Source organism: Lactobacillus sp. ESL0700, assembly GCF_029392095.1.
In the GTDB taxonomy this organism is placed as follows: domain Bacteria; phylum Bacillota; class Bacilli; order Lactobacillales; family Lactobacillaceae; genus Lactobacillus.
The window spans coordinates 97,992-115,440 of sequence record NZ_CP113930.1; the positions used below are offsets into that span (position 1 = coordinate 97,992).

Here is a 17,449-nt window from a genome sequence, read left to right on the forward strand (position 1 = left end):
AGCGTGTTTTTTGTGTGCTGATTTTTAATTTTTAACAACAGGCGTCTTTTCGTATGCCGTCATGTCTTTACCAAGAATTAGGAAGACAATGACAGTAATAATCGCAATAAATGCTGGCAGTAAAAGTGGCTTTTTAAGTAAGTCAAAAATGCCGGCAACAATTGTTCCAAAGAAGACGTCAAGAATTGAAGAACCAAAGGTGATAAAGCTTGCTTGGCCAGACTGAATTGTAACTTCAGTCCGTCTAATTCGAATTCGTGAAATCCATGTGCTGACAGGAATGCAGCTAAGCATGACGGCAATAATACAAATGCTTAAAGTATAAACACTGGGACTAACGGCAAAAACGATTAAGCAGAGTGCGGGTAAAGTGATGAGCACCATGCTTTTCTTGAAGTTTAATTTGGTCCGTAAAACGAGGTTGCCTAAGATGGTGCCGATCGCATAATCGACAACGAGATAGGCAATATTGGCAAATTGGGGATCAACACTACTCCACAGGTAGACCATTAGACTATTAAAATACCCCATCAGTAAGCTAATGAAAATTGCCAGGATAATTGAGCTGCGTAAGCCGGTATTGGTCTTAATCAGGTGATAAATCTTTTTAATTTGCGCTAAGGTCGAATTAGTGGCTAGGTCATGACCAACCAGATTAGGATCGTAGTTTTCATCTAATAAACTAGTTGGAATCGCAAATAATAGGTAGGCAATACTACCAACAAGTAATAAAAATTTGTAAATAATTGAGCCATCGTTAAGCTCGCTAGCCAGAACGTAGGCGCAGCCAATTGCTAAGTAACTTAAAATTAAGCCAATATTGCCAAAAGTTGTGTTCTTGCCAATTACCATGTCAACTTGTTCATCAGGAATAAAGCGCTTGGTGGCACCGTTATATGCAGACTGAGCAAAAAGTGCAATAAAAGTCATGATGATGTCACAGACAATGTAGGCATAAATGAAATAAACGCCATTAAAGAAAAAGGGAATTAGTAAGATTAAGCCCAGCATTGGATAGGTGATTTGCAAGGCCTTCTTCTTACTAATGCGATCCATTGTGGAACCAACAAAAAGCGTCAGAATAATGATGCCAAATGATTCTAAGCTAGAAAAAATACTGTTGACAGTTACCGACCGTGAAAAAGAAGCGATTAAGATTGAACCGCCAATACCAACAGATAAGTCACCCAGGTTAGAGATTAATGCCATGATTGGTAAGAGGGAAGAGTTACGTACTTTTTTCATATTTAGCTCCTGTAAAAATATTATGTAATTATTATGAGCTAAATATGAATAAATTTCAATAACGCTAAATATATTTTAATGTAGATAGAGCTGTATTAGTTTGAACTATTTGAATTTTTAATTAACTGCCTAAAAATACCTGATAAAGATTGCATTTGAGCGGCTAATTGCTCTGTGGTTGACGGTAACGTATATTTAGTAGATCGTGATTTTCCATGTATTTCAATTATTTTTTTGCTTAAAAGTGAAGAAAGTGTGCTATCAGCAATATATCTAGAAAAGCCGGTTTGACTTTCTATTTCTTTATGTGAAAGTGAACCAGAAGGACTACTAATAATTGCTTTTAGAACTTTTCGTTCACGATTAGAGATTTCTTTTCCGGAAAAAGAATTTGCATAATCTACTTTCCAGATTTTTAATTGGGTGCCTTTTTCAATACTTGTTTCTATTTCGGGGTGTCTGAAATTATTTTCTATGGAAGAGTTAAAAATTTTTTCACCGCCAACACCTTCACGCTCACCATAATGCGCTTGAGTAAATAGCTTTGAAATAATAGCATTTCTACTTTTAGAATTATGAGTAGTAAAAAAGTCTTCTTTAGGAATTTTCATTTTTCCGGGATTTTCAAATTTATAGAACTTTGGATATTCGGTTAAGATAATACGGCTACCTTCAAAATAATCTGCGTGCATCAGCATGTTTACAGTTGCTTCACGTAATGCCACAAACATGGAACCAAATGTGTCTCTTCTTTGACCGTTTTTGTCTAAACTAAATGGATTGGGAACAGTTGCTTTAAAATGCTCAATTACTTTAATAAAGAAAGTAAATATATTTAAATCAGATTCTACAGAGGATATTCTGGACGTCCATCTCTCTTGTTCAGGATGGCTTTTATCATAATATTCCAAAGAAAAGTAAGGGAATTTCTGAATTATTGCATTATTCTTACCAAAAAATAACAGACCTGCATAGGATATACCTTCTTTACCATCATTATCACGATCTTTGATTAAAACGCCTATTCTACGTAAAAAATCTTTTAATTCGTAATCTTTATACCTTTTATATGTCTCTATTTTGGTAAGGACTTTTTTATACAGTTCAATAGAATCTAGATCTAAATCATCAATGTCATAATTCTTAGCAACTTTAGTATCTAAGCTGCTTTCGGATAATCTTGATAATCGTTTGATGTAATCTTCAGTACATTTACGATCGGTGCTACCTTGTCTTATAAAAGCTTGAGCAAAATTACCATTTATATATATTGGCTTATATGTATCATCAGCTTGCCTAATAGTTATTTCTATAATTTTTTTATTTGCTATAGGTATAATTTTTATATCATTATTCTTGATTGTGGAATAATTTATTTTGTTTTTATTAGTAATATTTGACCAAAAATCGTCTAATACTTTCGTTGTGTCATTGACGCCTGATATTTTAAACTCATGATTAGCCAATTCTTCAACACCTAGAACTAAAAATCCACCATCAGTATTTTCAAAAGCAGAAATAGTTTCCCAAGCATCTTTTGGAAAAGCATTTTTGCTTTTTTTATATTCTAAATGTTCATCTTCTTGAGGGAGTGAATGATTGTAATCTATTTTGTTCATAAATAAATTCCTTTTTTGAAACCAGCAGAAAACCAGCAGAAAACCAGCAGAAAAAAAGTACGTAAAACGTTGAGTTAATGGCTTTTTTTCATAATTGGTAAAATTTAATTATTAAAAACCAGCAGAAAAGATTCTGTGCATGCAATTAATTTTATCATTAAATTAATGAATAAATTTATTTCCAACCATGATTTTCTCTATAATCACGTTTTTTCATTCTTGAAACGTAGGGATTGCCAGCGACATAATAACGTAAAGGCTTTTGTGCCCACTCAGGTTCAGATTGATTAATGCCAACTCGCGGCCCAGCAATGATTTCGGCTGCGTGCTTTTTGTGAGCATTGTTTAAGTCGATTTTAAATGGTGAATCATCTAAAAAGTGCAGGTTCCAATGTTTATCATGAATGCCAAAGGCCTGCATCATTTTAGCGGGGCCATTGGTTAGTAAAACCCCACTTTTGCCGCCGCGATTGGTAATCATCTGCTCAATGCCCCATGTAGGTTCGATTGCCCTAATCAAAATTCCTTGCGGCTCATCTAGTTCTTGTGTAGCCACATCAAAGAAAAAATATTGCCGTTGGCTATAAATATAAATGGTGCCGCCGGTGCGGTACAAGCCTTCATTAGCTGGACTGCGGCGATTGCCATAAGAATGCGCGGCGCGATCACGGGCACCCAAATAGGCTTCGGCCTCAACGATATAGCCACCCATTAAGTGCTGGCCATCGTTGTAAGTTAACGGCCGTCCAATTAGGTCAGCGGTGATTTTGGCGGTAGAATTGTTAGTAAAATATGTGGAATAATTCATTTTTCTTCCTAGTAAGATATTGAAAATAAAAGGGAAATAGTAATGACAGAAATTAAATTAGTGCGAATTTATGATCATGAACAGCCTGCTGGTTACCGAATTTTAGTTGATCGGTTATGGCCACGTGGAATGAGTAAGGTTAAGGCTGATTTGGATGAATGGGCAAAAGAAGTGGGTCCAAGTAGTGACTTGCGCAAATGGTTTAATCATGAAGATGCGAAGTTTGCCTCTTTTAAGCAAAAATATTTTGCAGAATTACAGGAAAATCCGACGCTGCCGCAATTTTTAGAGTTGGTAAAAACGCAGCTAACTAAGCAAGATGTCTTGTTTTTATATGGTGCGAAAAATAAAGAGCACAACCAAGCGGTTGTACTCAAAGAATATGTGCTGCAGGCCTTATAATTTATGGCCGTGGCGTTTAATTCGCCAGAAGTGAAAGGCGATTGTTAGTAAAAGAATGCCAAAGACAATCATTGCGAACAGTGTGTTTGGTAGTTCGTAATTAAATGGCGGCAGCGACAGTAGCAGTTTAAGTGCAATAATCCCGATTAAGACGTAGGCCATTGGTTGTAATTCCGGAATAATATCCATCAATCTGATAATGACTTCGGCTACGCCCCGCATGCACAAAATTCCAATCATTCCGCCGATTAGAACAACTACTGGATTGCTGGAAACAGCCAGTGCCGCTAAAACTGAGTCAATCGAAAAGACAATATCCATTGCTTCAATCGAAATAACTGTGCGCCAAAAGAGGGACAAGACATGTTTGCCCTTCTTTTTTTGATGAGCCAAAATCTTTTCTTCTTCGGCTTTTTCTTTTGCGGCTGCTTTTTGCGGGTGGCGCTGATCATAGAAAAACTTGATGGCGAGGTAAAACAGGTAGAAGCTGCCGGCCAGTTTAATCTCCCAAAAATTAATCAGGTAAGTTCCGATCCCAATAACGATAAAACGGAAAATATATGCGCCCCAAAGACCATAGAACAAGGACTTTTCTTGTTGCTTTTTATCAGGTAAGACTTTTGTCTGCGCGGCTAAAACGACCGCATTGTCAACGGACAATAGACATTCCATCAAAATCAGGGTAAGGATGACCATCCAATCCTTGCCGCTGGTTAAGACGTGCAGCCAATTGCTAGCACTGAAAAAGGGGGCATACATTTTAATAATTGACATCTAAAAACTCTTTTCTAAATTAATGAGGTGTTTCTTGTAGTTATTGCCAAGGCGGTACTGACCATAAGTGCCATCAGCGCGAATTACCCGATGACACGGAATGAAAAACAAAACGGGATTCAGAGCCACAGCGTGAGCCACTGCTCGAACAGCTTGCGGCTGCCCAATTGCCTGGGCTAGTTCTTGATAACTGATTGTTTGACCATAAGGGATTTGCCTTACTTGCTCGAGGACTTTTCGCTGCCAAGGTGTGACTATCCGGCTAATACTTAGTGGCACGTCGAACTCTTCCCTAGTTCCAGTTAAAAATTCCCGTAATTCTTGGACATAAGGCGTGAGTCTTGCCGGATCAGGCGGATCAGGCAGTAACTTTTCATTGGGATAAAAGTGACTTAGTGGCAAAGTTGCTGCGTTTGTTTGCCCAACATAAGTAAGGCCACTTTCGTCTGCGACTAATTGAAAAGTCACATGGTCAATGGCTAAATCTGCATAATAAAGCATTAAATCTGGTCAAAAACGTCCAGCGCGTCCGCAATAATTGAAGAAATTCCGGCAGCAGGGATTTCGGTCTTGTTGATTGCCCAAACTTTGGCACCATTTTGGCGGTAAGACAGCAATTGAGCAAACGGATAAACGACAAAACTGGTACCAGAAATAATTACTAAATCAGAATTTTGCATGGCATTAACGGACTTAGATAGGTTATCGCCATTGATAGCTTCGCCGTAAAGCACGATACCAGGACGAATGATGCCGCCGCAATTCTCGTGCCGGTAGCTTTTGGCGTATTCCGTGTAAGCAACAGGTTGGTGACACTTGGTGCAGTAGATATTATACAGGCTGCCGTGAAATTCGGTCACGTGCTGGTTGCCAGCTTTGGTATCAAGATGGTCAACGTTTTGGGTAATTAAATCGCCCTTGTTGTTACAAAGCTCGGCAATCTTTTGGTGGATTGCATTCGGCTTGGCATCGGGGAAGTACATGTTATCCATGACAAATTTGTAGAAAAAGTCGGGCCGATTATAAAGCGTTTCTTCACTTAAAATAGTCTCGGGACTTTCAGAGACACCATCGTAAATCCCGTTTTTGGAACGGTAATCAGGGATGCCGGAATGAGTAGAAACACCGGCGCCAGTTAGAAATGAAATGTGCTGGGCTTGGTCAATGTCATGTTTTAATTCAGCTATTTGTTTTGGGTCAATCATCAGTTATGCACCTTTCTTAAAATTAATTTACTATCTGTAGTTTACTACAAGTTGCGGTTGCGATGAATGAGTTTAGTGTGACAGACTAGAGGTTTTGCAATTTCAGAGGTTAATAAAAAGCAGTTCTTGCGAGCTTACGCTGTCAATTTAATGAAACTCTTTTTTAATAAAAATGCGGGTACGTAAATAGTGTTTGAATATTTAATAAGGAGGAAAACTTAGAATAGCGTAGATTTTTGTTGTAGCTTTGTACGACAATGATGGTACAATTTAATTGGGGTGATTATAATGGCACAAACAGCAAGAATTGAAGCAAGAATGGACCCGAATATTAAAGCCAAGGCTAGTAAAGAACTAGAAAAACATGGCTTGAGTATTTCTGATTTTGTTAGAATGAGTTTAACTGAAGTTGCGACTGAGGGCTTGCCAAAACAGTATGTTATTCCCAAGCTTAGTGCGACTGTTCAAGCATCGTTGGCAGAGATAAAGGCAGATATGGATGGTACTAAGAACTTGCCAAAAGCACATAGTTATGAAGAATTAATGGAATTGTTAAATGACTAAAAGAAAAATTGGCTTTTCTAGTCAATTTAAGAAACAATTTGCTATGAGACAGGTTGATCCAAATTGGAACGATGTTTTTAAAGAGCAATTGCCAGAAGAAATTGATTCTGAAAGACGCACGGCTTGGAAATATATTGTGAACCAGTTAATAGAGGGCAAACGTATTCCAAGTCACTTTAAGCCTCACCCGATTCATGCTAAACGAAAATTGATTAAACAAATTAAAATGGGTTTAGGCAATCCGGCAGGAATAACCATTAAGATAATTGATATTCATCTTAATGGCCAAGCAGGCGATCATTTATTAATTTATTCGCAGTCTAAAACGATAGTGTATTTAGTTGCTATTGGAACTCATAGTGAATTATTTTAATTAATTAGTTAGAACCAAAATGGAACCAACTAAGTGACTTGAGGTCGTATAAGCATTGAAGTCGATAATCTTTCGTCTTTTAGTCAGTATTTTTTATAAATAACCTTGACTTATCAACGTTTAGCACAGGTGATTCAAGGCTATTTTTTGTTAGTAAAAGTAATTTTGACACAAAAATGGCACATAATTTAAAACTATGTGTCAAAGAAATCTTTGGTAGCAGAAGGAAAGTGTATAAAACGGGCTTTAGGCCCGCTTTTTTATATTCCAATAAAAAAGCGATCCATTGGGATCGCCACCGCGCGTTGTAAGTAGTCAACTTACAGGTACGTCTTTTTACACTGAAAACGTGTAAACTCTTCATAGCTTACATTTTTCTTAGACAAGCAACAAAATTGTTAACTGCATTGCAGGGTGTGTTAGCTGAATTAGTTAAACTATTTAAGTAGTGTATTCATTAAGTAGTGTATTCAGCAGCTTAGATTTTCTAAGCTGCTTTTTGTATTTTATAATAGCGGAATGCCGTGCTTGGCGCATGTCGTAACCATTTCTTTAGGCCAAATGCTGGCTTGCACTTCGCCAATATGAGCTTTGCCTAGTAGTAACATGCACAGGCGCGATTGGCCAATGCCGCCACCGATTGAGTAAGGCAATTCGCCCTTTAGCAGCAATTGGTGGAACGGTAATTGTTCACGGTCAAGGCAGCCGGCCTTTGTTAGTTGCTCGTGTAGACTTTCGGGACTAACGCGAATTCCCATTGAAGAAATTTCCAGCTTTTGTTTGAGTGGCTCATACCAGAAGATCAGGTCGCCGTTTAATTGCCAGTCATCGTAGTCTGGTGCACGACCGTCGTGTGGCTTACCACTATGGTTTAATTTGTCGCCAATCTTCATTAAAAAGACGGCCTTTTCTTCCTTGGCAATCTTGTTTTCACGTTCCTCTGGGCTGATGTCTGGCCAGCGGTCTTCCAACTCTTGCGTGGTAACGAAGTGGACCTCATCAGGCAGGCGGTAAGTAGAAGCTGGGTAACGCGAGGCGCATTCAGCTTCAATCTGTTTAATCGCTGCGAAAATCTTGTTGACGGTGATTTCTAGAGTTTCGCTAGTACGGTCTTCCTTGCTGATGACCTTTTCCCAGTCCCACTGGTCAACATAGATGGAATGGAAATTATCCATTTCTTCATCGCGGCGGATGGCGTTCATGTTAGTGTAGAGCCCTTCGTGCATTCCAAAGCCGTACTTCTTAAGCGCCATGCGCTTCCATTTGGCAAGTGAGTGGACAATCTCAATTGTATCGTCCTTGGGCATGTCTTTGGCATCAAAGGCAACGGGGCGCTCCACGCCGTTTAGATTGTCGTTTAAGCCCGTGTCTTTTTCGACAAACATTGGCGCCGACATCCGTTGTAAGTTAAGCTTTTGCGCTAAAATGGTTTGGAATCGTTCCCGAATAAAGACGATTGCTGCTTCGGTATCGCGAATTGTTAAAGTTGGCTGATATTTTTCTGGTAAAATCAAAGTCATGGTTAGTTACCTCCAAAATTGGGTCAAAGAAAAAAGCCCTTTGTCCGATTGATAATTCAATAGGACGAAAGGCTTTTTCCGCGGTACCACCTAAATTGCTCAAAACTTGAGCCAACTCATGAAGCACTAACATGCTTCACCAGCGTGGTAACGTACTGGGGACGACGCAACTTACTCTTCGAAAATTTCGGTGCGTTGCTAAAAGGGTTTTTCGATAATTCAGGGTCTGGCGCATTCACACTAGCTGCACCTCACTGAGTAGAGATAAATTATTTACTCGTCTTTGTCATTGCATTTATATTAAATGATATTTAACACTCTTTTTAATAAAATTGCAAGCAAAAATTAATTATATTCACAATGACTATCGAAATTAAGCCACTCTGTTATAATAATAAAGAATAATAGCGAGGAGAATTTTTATGGCAAATTCGACATTTTTTTATTTTCTTTTGGATGCAGTACTGCTTGGTTACAGCTGCTACAGTTGGTTTTGGCAAGCTAGTATTGATTTGAAGGGACATTATCGGACTTCATCAATTGTTTGGACTGTGCTAATTATTTGGGCTGGTTTTGCATGGGAGTTCTTGGAAAAGAGTGACCCGGGCTTGAGTATGTTCCTCGCCATCTTTTTATTAATGGGAATTATTGATGGTTTCTCCGGTTTAGCGCCGAAAAGAGCGGTGGTGTCGGGTTATTTTAGGCGGACAATTGCTTATAAAGATATTGTGATGGTGACCTTGATTAAGGTGCCGAAGCTCAAGAAGAAAATGGTAATTTGTATTTTGACAACGAAAAGGCACCAACAATATTACCTGCGTTTTTCTAAAGAAGTGACGCAGATTATTGCTGCTCTGAAAAAGCGCATTGGCCACAACGTTCAGATTGAAGTGCAAGATATTTTATAAAAAAAGCCACGCACGAAGGCATGACTTTTAAGGTTAAGCTTTTACAGATAAATGTGAAAGCTTATTTTTTTAATTATAAAATCGGGGACAACATCCGCGAAAAACTCTGCAAGGTGCGCAGCCAGCGACCTTGCTTTGCAATCATCTCTGGCGAAAGCAAGGTTGACTGCTTCATATCTTCTTCAAAGGCATGGGCCACTTCACTAGTAAAGTTTTTATCATAAAAAATCGCGATGTCCTCAAAGTTAAGGTCGTAGGAACGGTAATCTTGGTTCATCGAGCCGACAGTTGCAATATCATCATCAACCACAATTGTCTTGGCGTGAATGAAGCCGTGATTGTAGATGTAAATTTTGACGCCGTAACGCGATAGTTCATTGGCGTACCATTGCGTTGCCCGATAAATGAAGGGGTGGTCTGGCTTGCACGGAATCATAATCCGCAAATCAACGCCCGACATGGCGACTGTCTGCAGGGTCGCGAACATGGCATCATCGGGGATAAGGTAAGGCGTTTGCAGCCACAGCCGTGTTTTAGCTTGCGACATTAATTTCATGACGCCGTTACGCATGTTGGCGTTGTAATGGTCCGGGCCATCGGAGACAATCTGCGTGGCAACATCGCCGGGGTGGATTTCGTTCTCATCTAAGTCGGGAAAGAGTAGGTGGTTAAAGGTAATTAATTGGCTATCTTTTTGAATTGAAGCATTCCAATCCATGACGAAACGTTCCTGAAGTAAGAGTGAAGCCGAACCAACAATGCGAACCTGACTGTCGCGCCAATAGCCGAATTTCTTTTTTCGGCCTAAATATTGGTCGCCGATGTTAAACCCGCCGGTCCACGAGATTTTACCATCAATAACTACAATCTTGCGGTGCAAGTGGTAATTAATCCGGTACCGTGTAATCATGTTGCGTGATGTGACGAAGGGCAAGACTTCTCCGCCGACTTGGCACAATTGGTTGAACCATGACTTGGTTGCCCCCATTGACCCCCAAGCATCATAAAGGACGCGGACGCGGACGCCCTCGCAAGCCTTTCTAATTAATAAGTTCAAAATTTCATTGCCAATATCATCGTTATAAAAGGTATAAAATTCTACGTTAATGGTTTCGCGAGCGTTTTTAATATCCTTAATCATGTCGGCAAACATTGGCTGACCGTCAGTATAGAGCTTGACCTGGTTGTTCTTACTTAGTGGCGACTCACCTTGGCGGTCGAAGAAGTGAACGACCATTTTGGCCTTGTTAGACGTATCGGATGAGCTAATCTTCTTTGGCGCCTTAGTAATTGACTTTTGCACATTGCGCAGCCCGATGTGGTGCTGTTTATTAATGGCAAAAATATTTTCTTGTGAAATTCCTCGGCCAAAAAAGCCGTACAGTGTCATCCCGATTACGGGAAAAACAAGCAGGATAATTAGCCATGCCCAGGTTGTCGAAACCGACCGCCGTCTGTGAAAGACGATGTAGAAGGCAAGAATAGTGTTGGTAATAATGATGATACGCGCAATGTCACGAAGTAGACTCACGGAAATCCTCCAGAATAATAGAAAGTTACTGTGTTAAGCCGATAAATTTATCGACGATCTTGATAACGAACGGATTATCATGCATCCAGCTGTGCTCGGCGTATTTTTGCCCACGGATTTCAACTTCGTGGTATGAATGGGCACCGGGTGCCAGAATGTAGCGAATGCTTTTAGCGGAAATAACGGAAATAAACTTGTCGCTATTGGTGTTGTCAAGGACGTTACCATAAATGTTTAAAACGGAAATGTCGGGGTTGAACCGCTTGCGCCTGAGCAGCAGGTAGATGTAATGTGGGTTAATCACGTTGGGGCGGCCGTTGGCATTAAGGCCGTTAACGTTCGGGATGTCGCCCATATAAGTCACACCGTCAAAGGGCCCGGCAATAAAGGCGCACTTGGTCAGCCGCGGGAAGTTCTTCTTGCGGTAGGTGCGCATCTCAGTGCGGACAACGCACGGGCAAGCGAGTGAATGAGCGACGGCCATATAATTTTTAAAGTGAAATTTTTGTGCTAAAAAGGGCAGCAGCATCCGCAAATAATAGTCAATCGCGTACACGCCGATTAGCCGCTGCCGAAAGACCACTTGGACGATGGGGTTTAAGTCGCCGGTCCAGGTGCCCTCGAGTTTAAAATTACCTAGTAAATCAATTGTCACCTTGAGATACTTAGGGTTATCCTTATCTTTTAGAGCCTGCTTAATCATAACGTTGGTTGTGTAGTCGCCGCCGCGAAAACCGTGAAAGTAAAGCACGGGAACTTGCTTAAAGTCGCCGAGCTTTTCTTCAATCACGGCATGATCATCGACGTGCTTTTTGTGCAGATGCAGCAGAGGCCTAGTTGGTGCAATGCTGGCCAAAATCGCCAAAGCGAGCATATTAAACCTACTGGGTTCTTCAGATAGATTATGTTTGCGGTTCTTTTCCGCTTCTTCCTTATATTTTTTGGTATTGAAGAACATTACGCTCACCTTTAAAATAATAATTAATTATATTCTAACATTGCGAACAACTTTTTAGTAAATAATGAGGTACATATGAAATTTTATGCAGTAAAAAAGGGCCGTGTTCCCGGAATTTATCGTACGTGGGATGCAACCAAAAAGCAAGTTGATGGGTTTTCTGGGGCTAGATTTAAGTCTTTCAATGAGGAAGCTGATGCAATTGAATTTATTGGTGGAGATCCTAAAACAATCTATCGGCAAGGTAAAAATCATAAGGCTAAGCCTAAACCTAAACGCAAACCGGTTAAGCACGTAACTAATGTAAAGAAGCCTGCAGCCCCCTCAATTACTGCTAAGCATGTACTGCCCAAGAGTGAGGACACCTTGCAAAATGCAATCGCTAAGATTCAACGCTTTAGTGAACAGACCAAGATGCAGTCACCAAAGTCTGAGCCGCAAGTTAAGCAAGCAATTAAAAAAGCACCCGAGAAAAAAACTCAGGTGCAGAGGGATCAAACTTATTTTGCGACAATCTATACCGATGGCGGTACCCGCAATACCGGTAATTATAAGGGCGGTCACGTTAAGCCAACGGATAAGGCTGCGTGGGCTTACCTGATTGAATGGCAGGAAGCTGGAGAGCCTAAGTCAACTTATGGCACAAACGGCGAGTTTGGTGCCACCAATAATAAGATGGAATTGACCGCATTAATCGAGGCTCTTAAAAAACTGCTGGAACTCAACTTTAATACCAAGCCGCTCTTGTTTGTGCTTGATTCACAATATGTTTTGAACCCAATTACAAAGGGCTGGCTTAAAAGTTGGAAAAAGCGGGGCTGGAAGAAGAGTTCCAAGGGTGAAATTGCTAATTTAGCTGGTTGGCAAGAGCTAGATCGCCTGCTTGCCCAGTTTAGCAATCCCGAATTTGAGTGGACCAAAGGTCACGCCAATAATCGCGGTAATGAGTTTGTTGACCATACCTTGAACAAGTTTATGGATCAGATGTAATTATTTAATAGTAACGATGGTGCCGCCAAATAAATGACCGAAAAAGCTGGCAATATTATCCCAAAGCTGCTCAAACCAGTTGCGGTTTTCTTGTGTGTTAAGTTTATTAAAGATGTTTTTGGCATTCTTTTCGATTCCTTTAGAAAGGGTCGCTGCCTGTTCTTTAAAATTATGGTTCTTCAGAGCACCCGAATCGCGTACCTCGATTAGCACGTTAATAATTTGCTGCTTTTGGTTGTTATTAATTGTGTTGCCAAGATGATTAATATTAATTTGGTTATTAACAATATCATGGATTTGACTATCAGAAATGTTGTTGCCGATTTTGCCCATTTCTTGTTTGGCACCAGCAATTGCATTGTTTAATTGGGCATCGGTGTAGCCATCTTTGTTCTTGTTTTCCTTAGTGATTTTGCTTAAAGTGCCCATCTCATCTTGAGCGGCATTTACTTGGCTTTGGTTTAAATGGTCGCCGGTCTTGGCATAAGCGGCATAAACGCCGGCCAAAGCACCGGAACCATCGATTGGGGTGGCGCTGGTGACATAAATGTTGGCGTCAGCGATCCCCGCGGTTAAAGCGGCATTCTTGTATTGGTTAGCGGTAATGGTTGTAATGTTGTTACTGCCTTTATAATTTAAAATCTGCACGTTGATACCACTTCCACTGGCTGTCTTCTGGATCATGGCACTAGACCAGACGCCTGAACCGGTCGTGAAGTTATCGCCTGAAGGATTAAGGTACTTGACGAGGTCCTCACCGTTAATTGTAATTGTTTGGTAACTAGAACCATTAAGCGGCGCGGTTAAGGTCTTCAATGTCCCATCACGCTGTGGGTCGGTTAATGATGTTCCTAAACAAACTATTGGTAAATCGTCAGCCTTTACGACTTGCGGCTTTTGGGTAAATCCGCAGGCCGCGGCAAGTGTTACTAGCAATACTGTTATTATCGAAAATATTTTTTTCATAAGAATATTAACTCCTTTTTGATGTCTTAATTATAATAGGCGCTCATAGGAAAAGGTCAAGTTACGATTTCGTGTCGTTTATTTTACGTTTTTTTTAATTTCTTAGATGGTATAATGAACAATAATATTGAGGAGGACCTATGCTCGAGCAACCTGAATTAACTATCATCATGCCAGTGTATAATGTTGCTAAGTATCTAGCGCGGGCGCTAGATCACCTAGCCGTGCAAAATGACATGAACTTTAAGCTGCTGGTTGTCAATGATGGCTCAACAGATAATACACGTAAAATAGCGGAGAGTTACCAAGATAAGTTTCGCTATTTTAAAATCATTAATAAACCCAACGGTGGTCTGTCTGATGCCCGTAATGTCGGCTTAAAGAATGTCGATACGCCGTATTTTACTTTTCATGATGGTGATGATTGGGTTGATCCCGGATACACGGCCTTTTTTGTGCATGCTTTCCATGCTCATCCAGATGCGGCGATGGTTTCGTGTGGCTTTTGGCTGGATTATGAAAACAAGTCGGGGTCAATTGCGGCAACTAAAAAGGTTGTCCACGGGATGAAGAAAAAGTTCAGAACGTATCAACTGGTTAGTAACCCCCTTGGCTCGCTATTTAACAATCATATTTTGGCAACGCCAGTTAAGGGCTATACGTGGAATAAAGGTTATCGCATTGCCGTCGTGCGCCAGCATCATTTACGGTTTGTGGAAGACTTGGCGTTTATGGAAGACCAGATTTTCAATGTCCAGTACTTGGCATTGACCGAGGGTTTTTATTGCGATAGTCAGCCGCTCTATCATTATTGGCAGCGCAAGGATAGTATGGTGCACAATTTTAACCTCAAAATGATCCCAGATGACTTTAAGGCTAATTACATTGTAGCTAAAATTGTGGCTCGCAGTCTGTGGCATGAACATCATCAAAAACAGCAAGGCCAGCACTTAATTGAAGCAAGTGAGAGGGATCAACAATGAGAGAAAAGGTTAATGGCAACGAACTTTACTATAATAAACTAGGTCAGGGTGCACCGCTCTTGTTACTTCATGGTCACCACTTAGATGGTGGGATGTTTGACCAAGTTGTGGCACCACTATCGCTTTATTACACAGTCTATGTGCTAGATATGCGCGGTCATGGTCTAAGTAAGGGCGAGATTGCCGAGCATTACCAAACAGAAGTTGAGGATGTGGCGGCTTTTATTAAGCAGGTTAATATTCGCGGCTGTTATTGCTTTGGCTTTGATGCCGGTGGTCTTGTTGCCATGATGCTAGCTAGTCAGGATCAACATATTTTCAAAAAATTGATGGTTGCCAGTGTTTTTGTCAATGGCAATGGCATTCGGCCTTACCACTACTTAACAGAGGGCGTTTTACGGTATTTGCATTTTGACCGTGATAGTCAGGTAGAATTGACCGAAAGTTTTATGTCTGTTGATAGTCTGAAGGCAATAAAAATCCCAACTTACTGCGTTGTCGGTGAAAAGGATTGGGTCAAGGTTGAGCATGTGCGCTGGTACAGCCAGATAATTCCGCAAGGACAACTGCTCATCATGCCGCGGCAAAAGCACAATAGCTATGCAATAAATAGTTTTAAATTGTTAAATTTAATGGAAGACTTTTTCAAGTAAAGCGGGGATAAAACTCGGCTTTTTTTGTTAGAAATTACCCCTTTCCTAGTCAGGAAGAGTGTTTTTTGGTTATAATAGATGAAAAGATAGTATTTTTGATGAAGAGGTAGTTATGAACAAGGAAGAAATCTTGGAATTAATGCATCCAATGAAGCTAATTGGATTAGGCGGAAATCCAGCTTTAAATGAAAAAATCGCGGCAATTTTGAAAAAGCCGTTGATTGAAACAGCAGTCCAACACTTTAGTGATGGTGAAATTCAAGTAAATATCGGCGAAAGTGTCAGAGGCTGTGATGTCTTTGTTATCCAGTCAATTCAAGACCCAGTTAACGAAAACTTTATGGAATTGGAAATCACGCTGGATGCTTTGCACCGAGCTTCAGCCCACCGGGTTAATGTTGTGGTGCCATACTTGGCATACTCACGCTCGGACACTAAAACGCGGTCACGGGAACCAATTACTGCTAAATTAGTTGCTAACTTATTGCAATTAACGGGGATGGACCACTTAATTGCACTTGACCTTCATGCTTCGCAAATTCAGGGCTTTTATAATGTACCAGTTGACCATTTGCACGCACTGCCGCTTTTGGGGCAATACTTCTTGGACAATGGGATTGCAACTAAGGATGACGACGACTTAGTAATCGTATCGCCTGACCATTCCGGCGCTAAGTTAGCTCGGAATTTTGGCCAGATCTTTAATGCGCCAATTGCAATCGTTGACCAGCGCCGTGCTCGTTATGATGCAGATGTTCATAACATGATTGGCGATGTTAAAGACAAAAAGTGTATTGTCGTTGATGATTTGATTGATACTGGTTCACGGATTTCTTCGTCAACTAAATCAGTAATGGCTGCAGGTGCTAAAAAGGTCTATGTTGCGGCTACTCACGCATTATTATCTCAAGATGCGACAGAAGTTTTGAATGAGTTACCTATTGAGCAAATTGTTGTTACTGACACGATTAGACACAAGCATTATCCAGACAGAATGGTGCGGATTTCGGTTGATTTGCTTTTAGCGCGAGGAATAAATTGTGTTTATAATGACCGTTCAATGCACTTAATTAGTGAAAGTAATTTGAAGTAACTAGTATATAATAGCCCTGTGTTTTGAATATGCTAAAATTCTACTCTGGCAAAGGATGAATATAGCTTTAATATGTGACTTTTAGTTAAGTTCAATACCTTTTTGTTTATTTATTCCACATCATTGTTATAATAAAAACAAGATGTATAGGAAAACGGAGAGAGAAAATTATGGCAAGACGAAAGAATTATAAAAGAAGAAGAATCATTTTAAGTAACACATTTCACTTAATCAAAGAAAATGGAATGGATAAAGTTTCTTTTCAAATGATTGCGGAGAGATCTGGAATTTCTAAATCATTGCTGCAATCGTATTATTCACATAAGGCTAAATTGACCGATGATGTCGTTCGCAATCTGCTCGACACCTTGGACAGACAAGTTGAAAAATTTAATAAAACTAAAAACAGTGATATTTGTGCTCGGACTGATGCTTTTATTTATACAATTGCAAAATTGGGGATTTCTGATCGCGGCCTTGACCGGATCATTTCCGAAGCTTTTGAAAGTAATGAAACACTGGACAATTGGAGCAGAATGCTGACAGGCTGGATTACACAGAACCGGCTGTTTGCTGAAGACAAATACAATTTTGATGATGTACAAACAGGTATTGCCTTTGTTGTTACCGGTGTTGGTCGACTATATCGCGACCGTGATTTACATGGTCTGTCAGCTGAGCAGATGGCAGACTATGCAACTAGTGCATTGATGTACACTTTCTTGCATTGTTCAACTAAGCAAATCAAAAAGGCACTCAGTGATGGTCATAAGATTATTGCTTCAATCAATATCAAGAAGGTTCATCATGCAATTGATACTATGTTTGATGAAGGCAAAGAAATTGTGTGTTAGAAG

At 40.2% G+C, this 17,449-nt stretch carries 19 protein-coding genes and 1 other annotated feature; of the genes, 9 read left to right on the plus strand and 10 right to left on the minus strand.

The window, feature by feature from the left end:
• Positions 1 to 24: 24 nt before the first annotated feature.
• The 3 genes from OZX63_RS00495 to OZX63_RS00505 all read right to left on the minus strand — a co-directional run bounded on the left by OZX63_RS00495 (position 25) and on the right by OZX63_RS00505 (position 3,672).
• On the minus strand, positions 25 to 1,245 hold the full coding sequence (locus OZX63_RS00495; RefSeq protein WP_277143674.1) for an MFS transporter: 1,221 nt from the start codon (positions 1,243 to 1,245) through the stop codon (positions 25 to 27).
• A gap of 95 nt (positions 1,246 to 1,340) precedes the next feature.
• Positions 1,341 to 2,864 carry an RNA-binding domain-containing protein gene (locus OZX63_RS00500; RefSeq protein WP_277143676.1) on the minus strand — a complete coding sequence of 508 codons (1,524 nt, stop codon included), beginning with the start codon at positions 2,862 to 2,864 and terminating at the stop codon, positions 1,341 to 1,343.
• 175 nt (positions 2,865 to 3,039) lie between these two features.
• The gene (locus OZX63_RS00505) at positions 3,040 to 3,672 is read right to left on the minus strand and encodes a DNA-3-methyladenine glycosylase (RefSeq protein WP_277143678.1); all 633 of its coding nucleotides are present in this window, start codon (positions 3,670 to 3,672) and stop codon (positions 3,040 to 3,042) included.
• 42 nt (positions 3,673 to 3,714) lie between these two features.
• Here OZX63_RS00505 and OZX63_RS00510 point away from each other — a divergent pair, with 42 nt between their 5' ends.
• The gene (locus OZX63_RS00510) at positions 3,715 to 4,074 is read left to right on the plus strand and encodes a DUF488 family protein (protein ID WP_277143679.1); all 360 of its coding nucleotides are present in this window, start codon (positions 3,715 to 3,717) and stop codon (positions 4,072 to 4,074) included.
• Here the strand turns inward: OZX63_RS00510 and OZX63_RS00515 are convergent.
• Genes OZX63_RS00515 through OZX63_RS00525 form a run of 3 tightly spaced genes read right to left on the minus strand, consistent with a single transcriptional unit; the run spans position 4,069 to position 6,053 of the window.
• Positions 4,069 to 4,848, minus strand: a complete 780-nt coding sequence (locus OZX63_RS00515; protein WP_277143681.1) for a TerC family protein — start codon at positions 4,846 to 4,848, stop codon at positions 4,069 to 4,071. The genes OZX63_RS00510 and OZX63_RS00515 overlap by 6 nt on opposite strands.
• The gene (locus tag OZX63_RS00520; protein ID WP_277143683.1) at positions 4,849 to 5,349 is read right to left on the minus strand and encodes a methylated-DNA--[protein]-cysteine S-methyltransferase; all 501 of its coding nucleotides are present in this window, start codon (positions 5,347 to 5,349) and stop codon (positions 4,849 to 4,851) included.
• Positions 5,349 to 6,053 (minus strand): NAD-dependent protein deacylase, encoded by a 705-nt coding sequence (locus OZX63_RS00525; RefSeq protein ID WP_277143685.1) that lies wholly within the window; start codon positions 6,051 to 6,053, stop codon positions 5,349 to 5,351. The genes OZX63_RS00520 and OZX63_RS00525 overlap by 1 nt, the downstream gene beginning before the upstream one ends.
• A 288-nt stretch (positions 6,054 to 6,341) precedes the next feature.
• Between OZX63_RS00525 and OZX63_RS00530 the strand changes: the two genes are divergently transcribed.
• Positions 6,342 to 6,617 carry a type II toxin-antitoxin system RelB/DinJ family antitoxin gene (locus OZX63_RS00530; protein ID WP_277143687.1) on the plus strand — a complete coding sequence of 92 codons (276 nt, stop codon included), beginning with the start codon at positions 6,342 to 6,344 and terminating at the stop codon, positions 6,615 to 6,617.
• Positions 6,610 to 6,990 carry a type II toxin-antitoxin system YafQ family toxin gene (locus OZX63_RS00535; RefSeq protein WP_277143688.1) on the plus strand — a complete coding sequence of 127 codons (381 nt, stop codon included), beginning with the start codon at positions 6,610 to 6,612 and terminating at the stop codon, positions 6,988 to 6,990. The genes OZX63_RS00530 and OZX63_RS00535 overlap by 8 nt, the downstream gene beginning before the upstream one ends.
• A 506-nt stretch (positions 6,991 to 7,496) precedes the next feature.
• On the opposite strand, the gene asnA is transcribed toward OZX63_RS00535, so the two are convergent.
• Positions 7,497 to 8,510, minus strand: coding sequence for an aspartate--ammonia ligase (gene asnA, locus OZX63_RS00540; RefSeq protein WP_277143690.1), 1,014 nt, complete (start codon positions 8,508 to 8,510; stop codon positions 7,497 to 7,499).
• A 57-nt stretch (positions 8,511 to 8,567) separates the two neighbouring features.
• Positions 8,568 to 8,809 (minus strand) — a binding site (T-box leader).
• Between the two features lie 123 nt (positions 8,810 to 8,932).
• Between asnA and OZX63_RS00545 the strand changes: the two genes are divergently transcribed.
• Positions 8,933 to 9,418, plus strand: coding sequence for a hypothetical protein (locus tag OZX63_RS00545; RefSeq protein WP_277143691.1), 486 nt, complete (start codon positions 8,933 to 8,935; stop codon positions 9,416 to 9,418).
• A 73-nt stretch (positions 9,419 to 9,491) separates the two neighbouring features.
• Here the strand turns inward: OZX63_RS00545 and cls are convergent, their stop codons facing one another.
• Together cls and OZX63_RS00555 are read right to left on the minus strand one after the other, a co-directional pair.
• Entirely contained in the window at positions 9,492 to 10,949 is a 1,458-nt protein-coding gene (gene cls / locus OZX63_RS00550) for a cardiolipin synthase (RefSeq protein ID WP_277143692.1), read from the minus strand.
• Between the two features lie 25 nt (positions 10,950 to 10,974).
• Positions 10,975 to 11,907 (minus strand): alpha/beta hydrolase, encoded by a 933-nt coding sequence (locus OZX63_RS00555; RefSeq protein ID WP_277143694.1) that lies wholly within the window; start codon positions 11,905 to 11,907, stop codon positions 10,975 to 10,977.
• A gap of 75 nt (positions 11,908 to 11,982) precedes the next feature.
• On the opposite strand from OZX63_RS00555, the gene OZX63_RS00560 reads away from it, so the two are divergent.
• On the plus strand, positions 11,983 to 12,897 hold the full coding sequence (locus OZX63_RS00560; protein WP_277143696.1) for a ribonuclease H family protein: 915 nt from the start codon (positions 11,983 to 11,985) through the stop codon (positions 12,895 to 12,897).
• On the opposite strand, the gene OZX63_RS00565 is transcribed toward OZX63_RS00560, so the two are convergent.
• Entirely contained in the window at positions 12,898 to 13,863 is a 966-nt protein-coding gene (locus OZX63_RS00565) for a DUF1002 domain-containing protein (protein ID WP_277143698.1), read from the minus strand.
• 140 nt (positions 13,864 to 14,003) lie between these two features.
• Here OZX63_RS00565 and OZX63_RS00570 point away from each other — a divergent pair, with 140 nt between their 5' ends.
• The 4 genes from OZX63_RS00570 (at position 14,004) to OZX63_RS00585 (ending at position 17,446) form a co-directional block, all read left to right on the plus strand.
• On the plus strand, positions 14,004 to 14,846 hold the full coding sequence (locus OZX63_RS00570) for a glycosyltransferase family 2 protein (RefSeq protein ID WP_277143700.1): 843 nt from the start codon (positions 14,004 to 14,006) through the stop codon (positions 14,844 to 14,846).
• Complete coding sequence (locus OZX63_RS00575; RefSeq protein WP_277143702.1) at positions 14,843 to 15,499, plus strand: alpha/beta hydrolase; 657 nt, start codon at positions 14,843 to 14,845, stop codon at positions 15,497 to 15,499. Before OZX63_RS00570 ends, OZX63_RS00575 begins: the two co-directional genes overlap by 4 nt.
• 112 nt (positions 15,500 to 15,611) lie before the next feature.
• Positions 15,612 to 16,592 carry a ribose-phosphate diphosphokinase gene (locus OZX63_RS00580; RefSeq protein ID WP_277133087.1) on the plus strand — a complete coding sequence of 327 codons (981 nt, stop codon included), beginning with the start codon at positions 15,612 to 15,614 and terminating at the stop codon, positions 16,590 to 16,592.
• Positions 16,593 to 16,762: 170 nt separating this feature from the next.
• Entirely contained in the window at positions 16,763 to 17,446 is a 684-nt protein-coding gene (locus tag OZX63_RS00585; protein ID WP_277143704.1) for a TetR/AcrR family transcriptional regulator, read from the plus strand.
• The last annotated feature ends 3 nt before the right edge of the window (positions 17,447 to 17,449 follow it).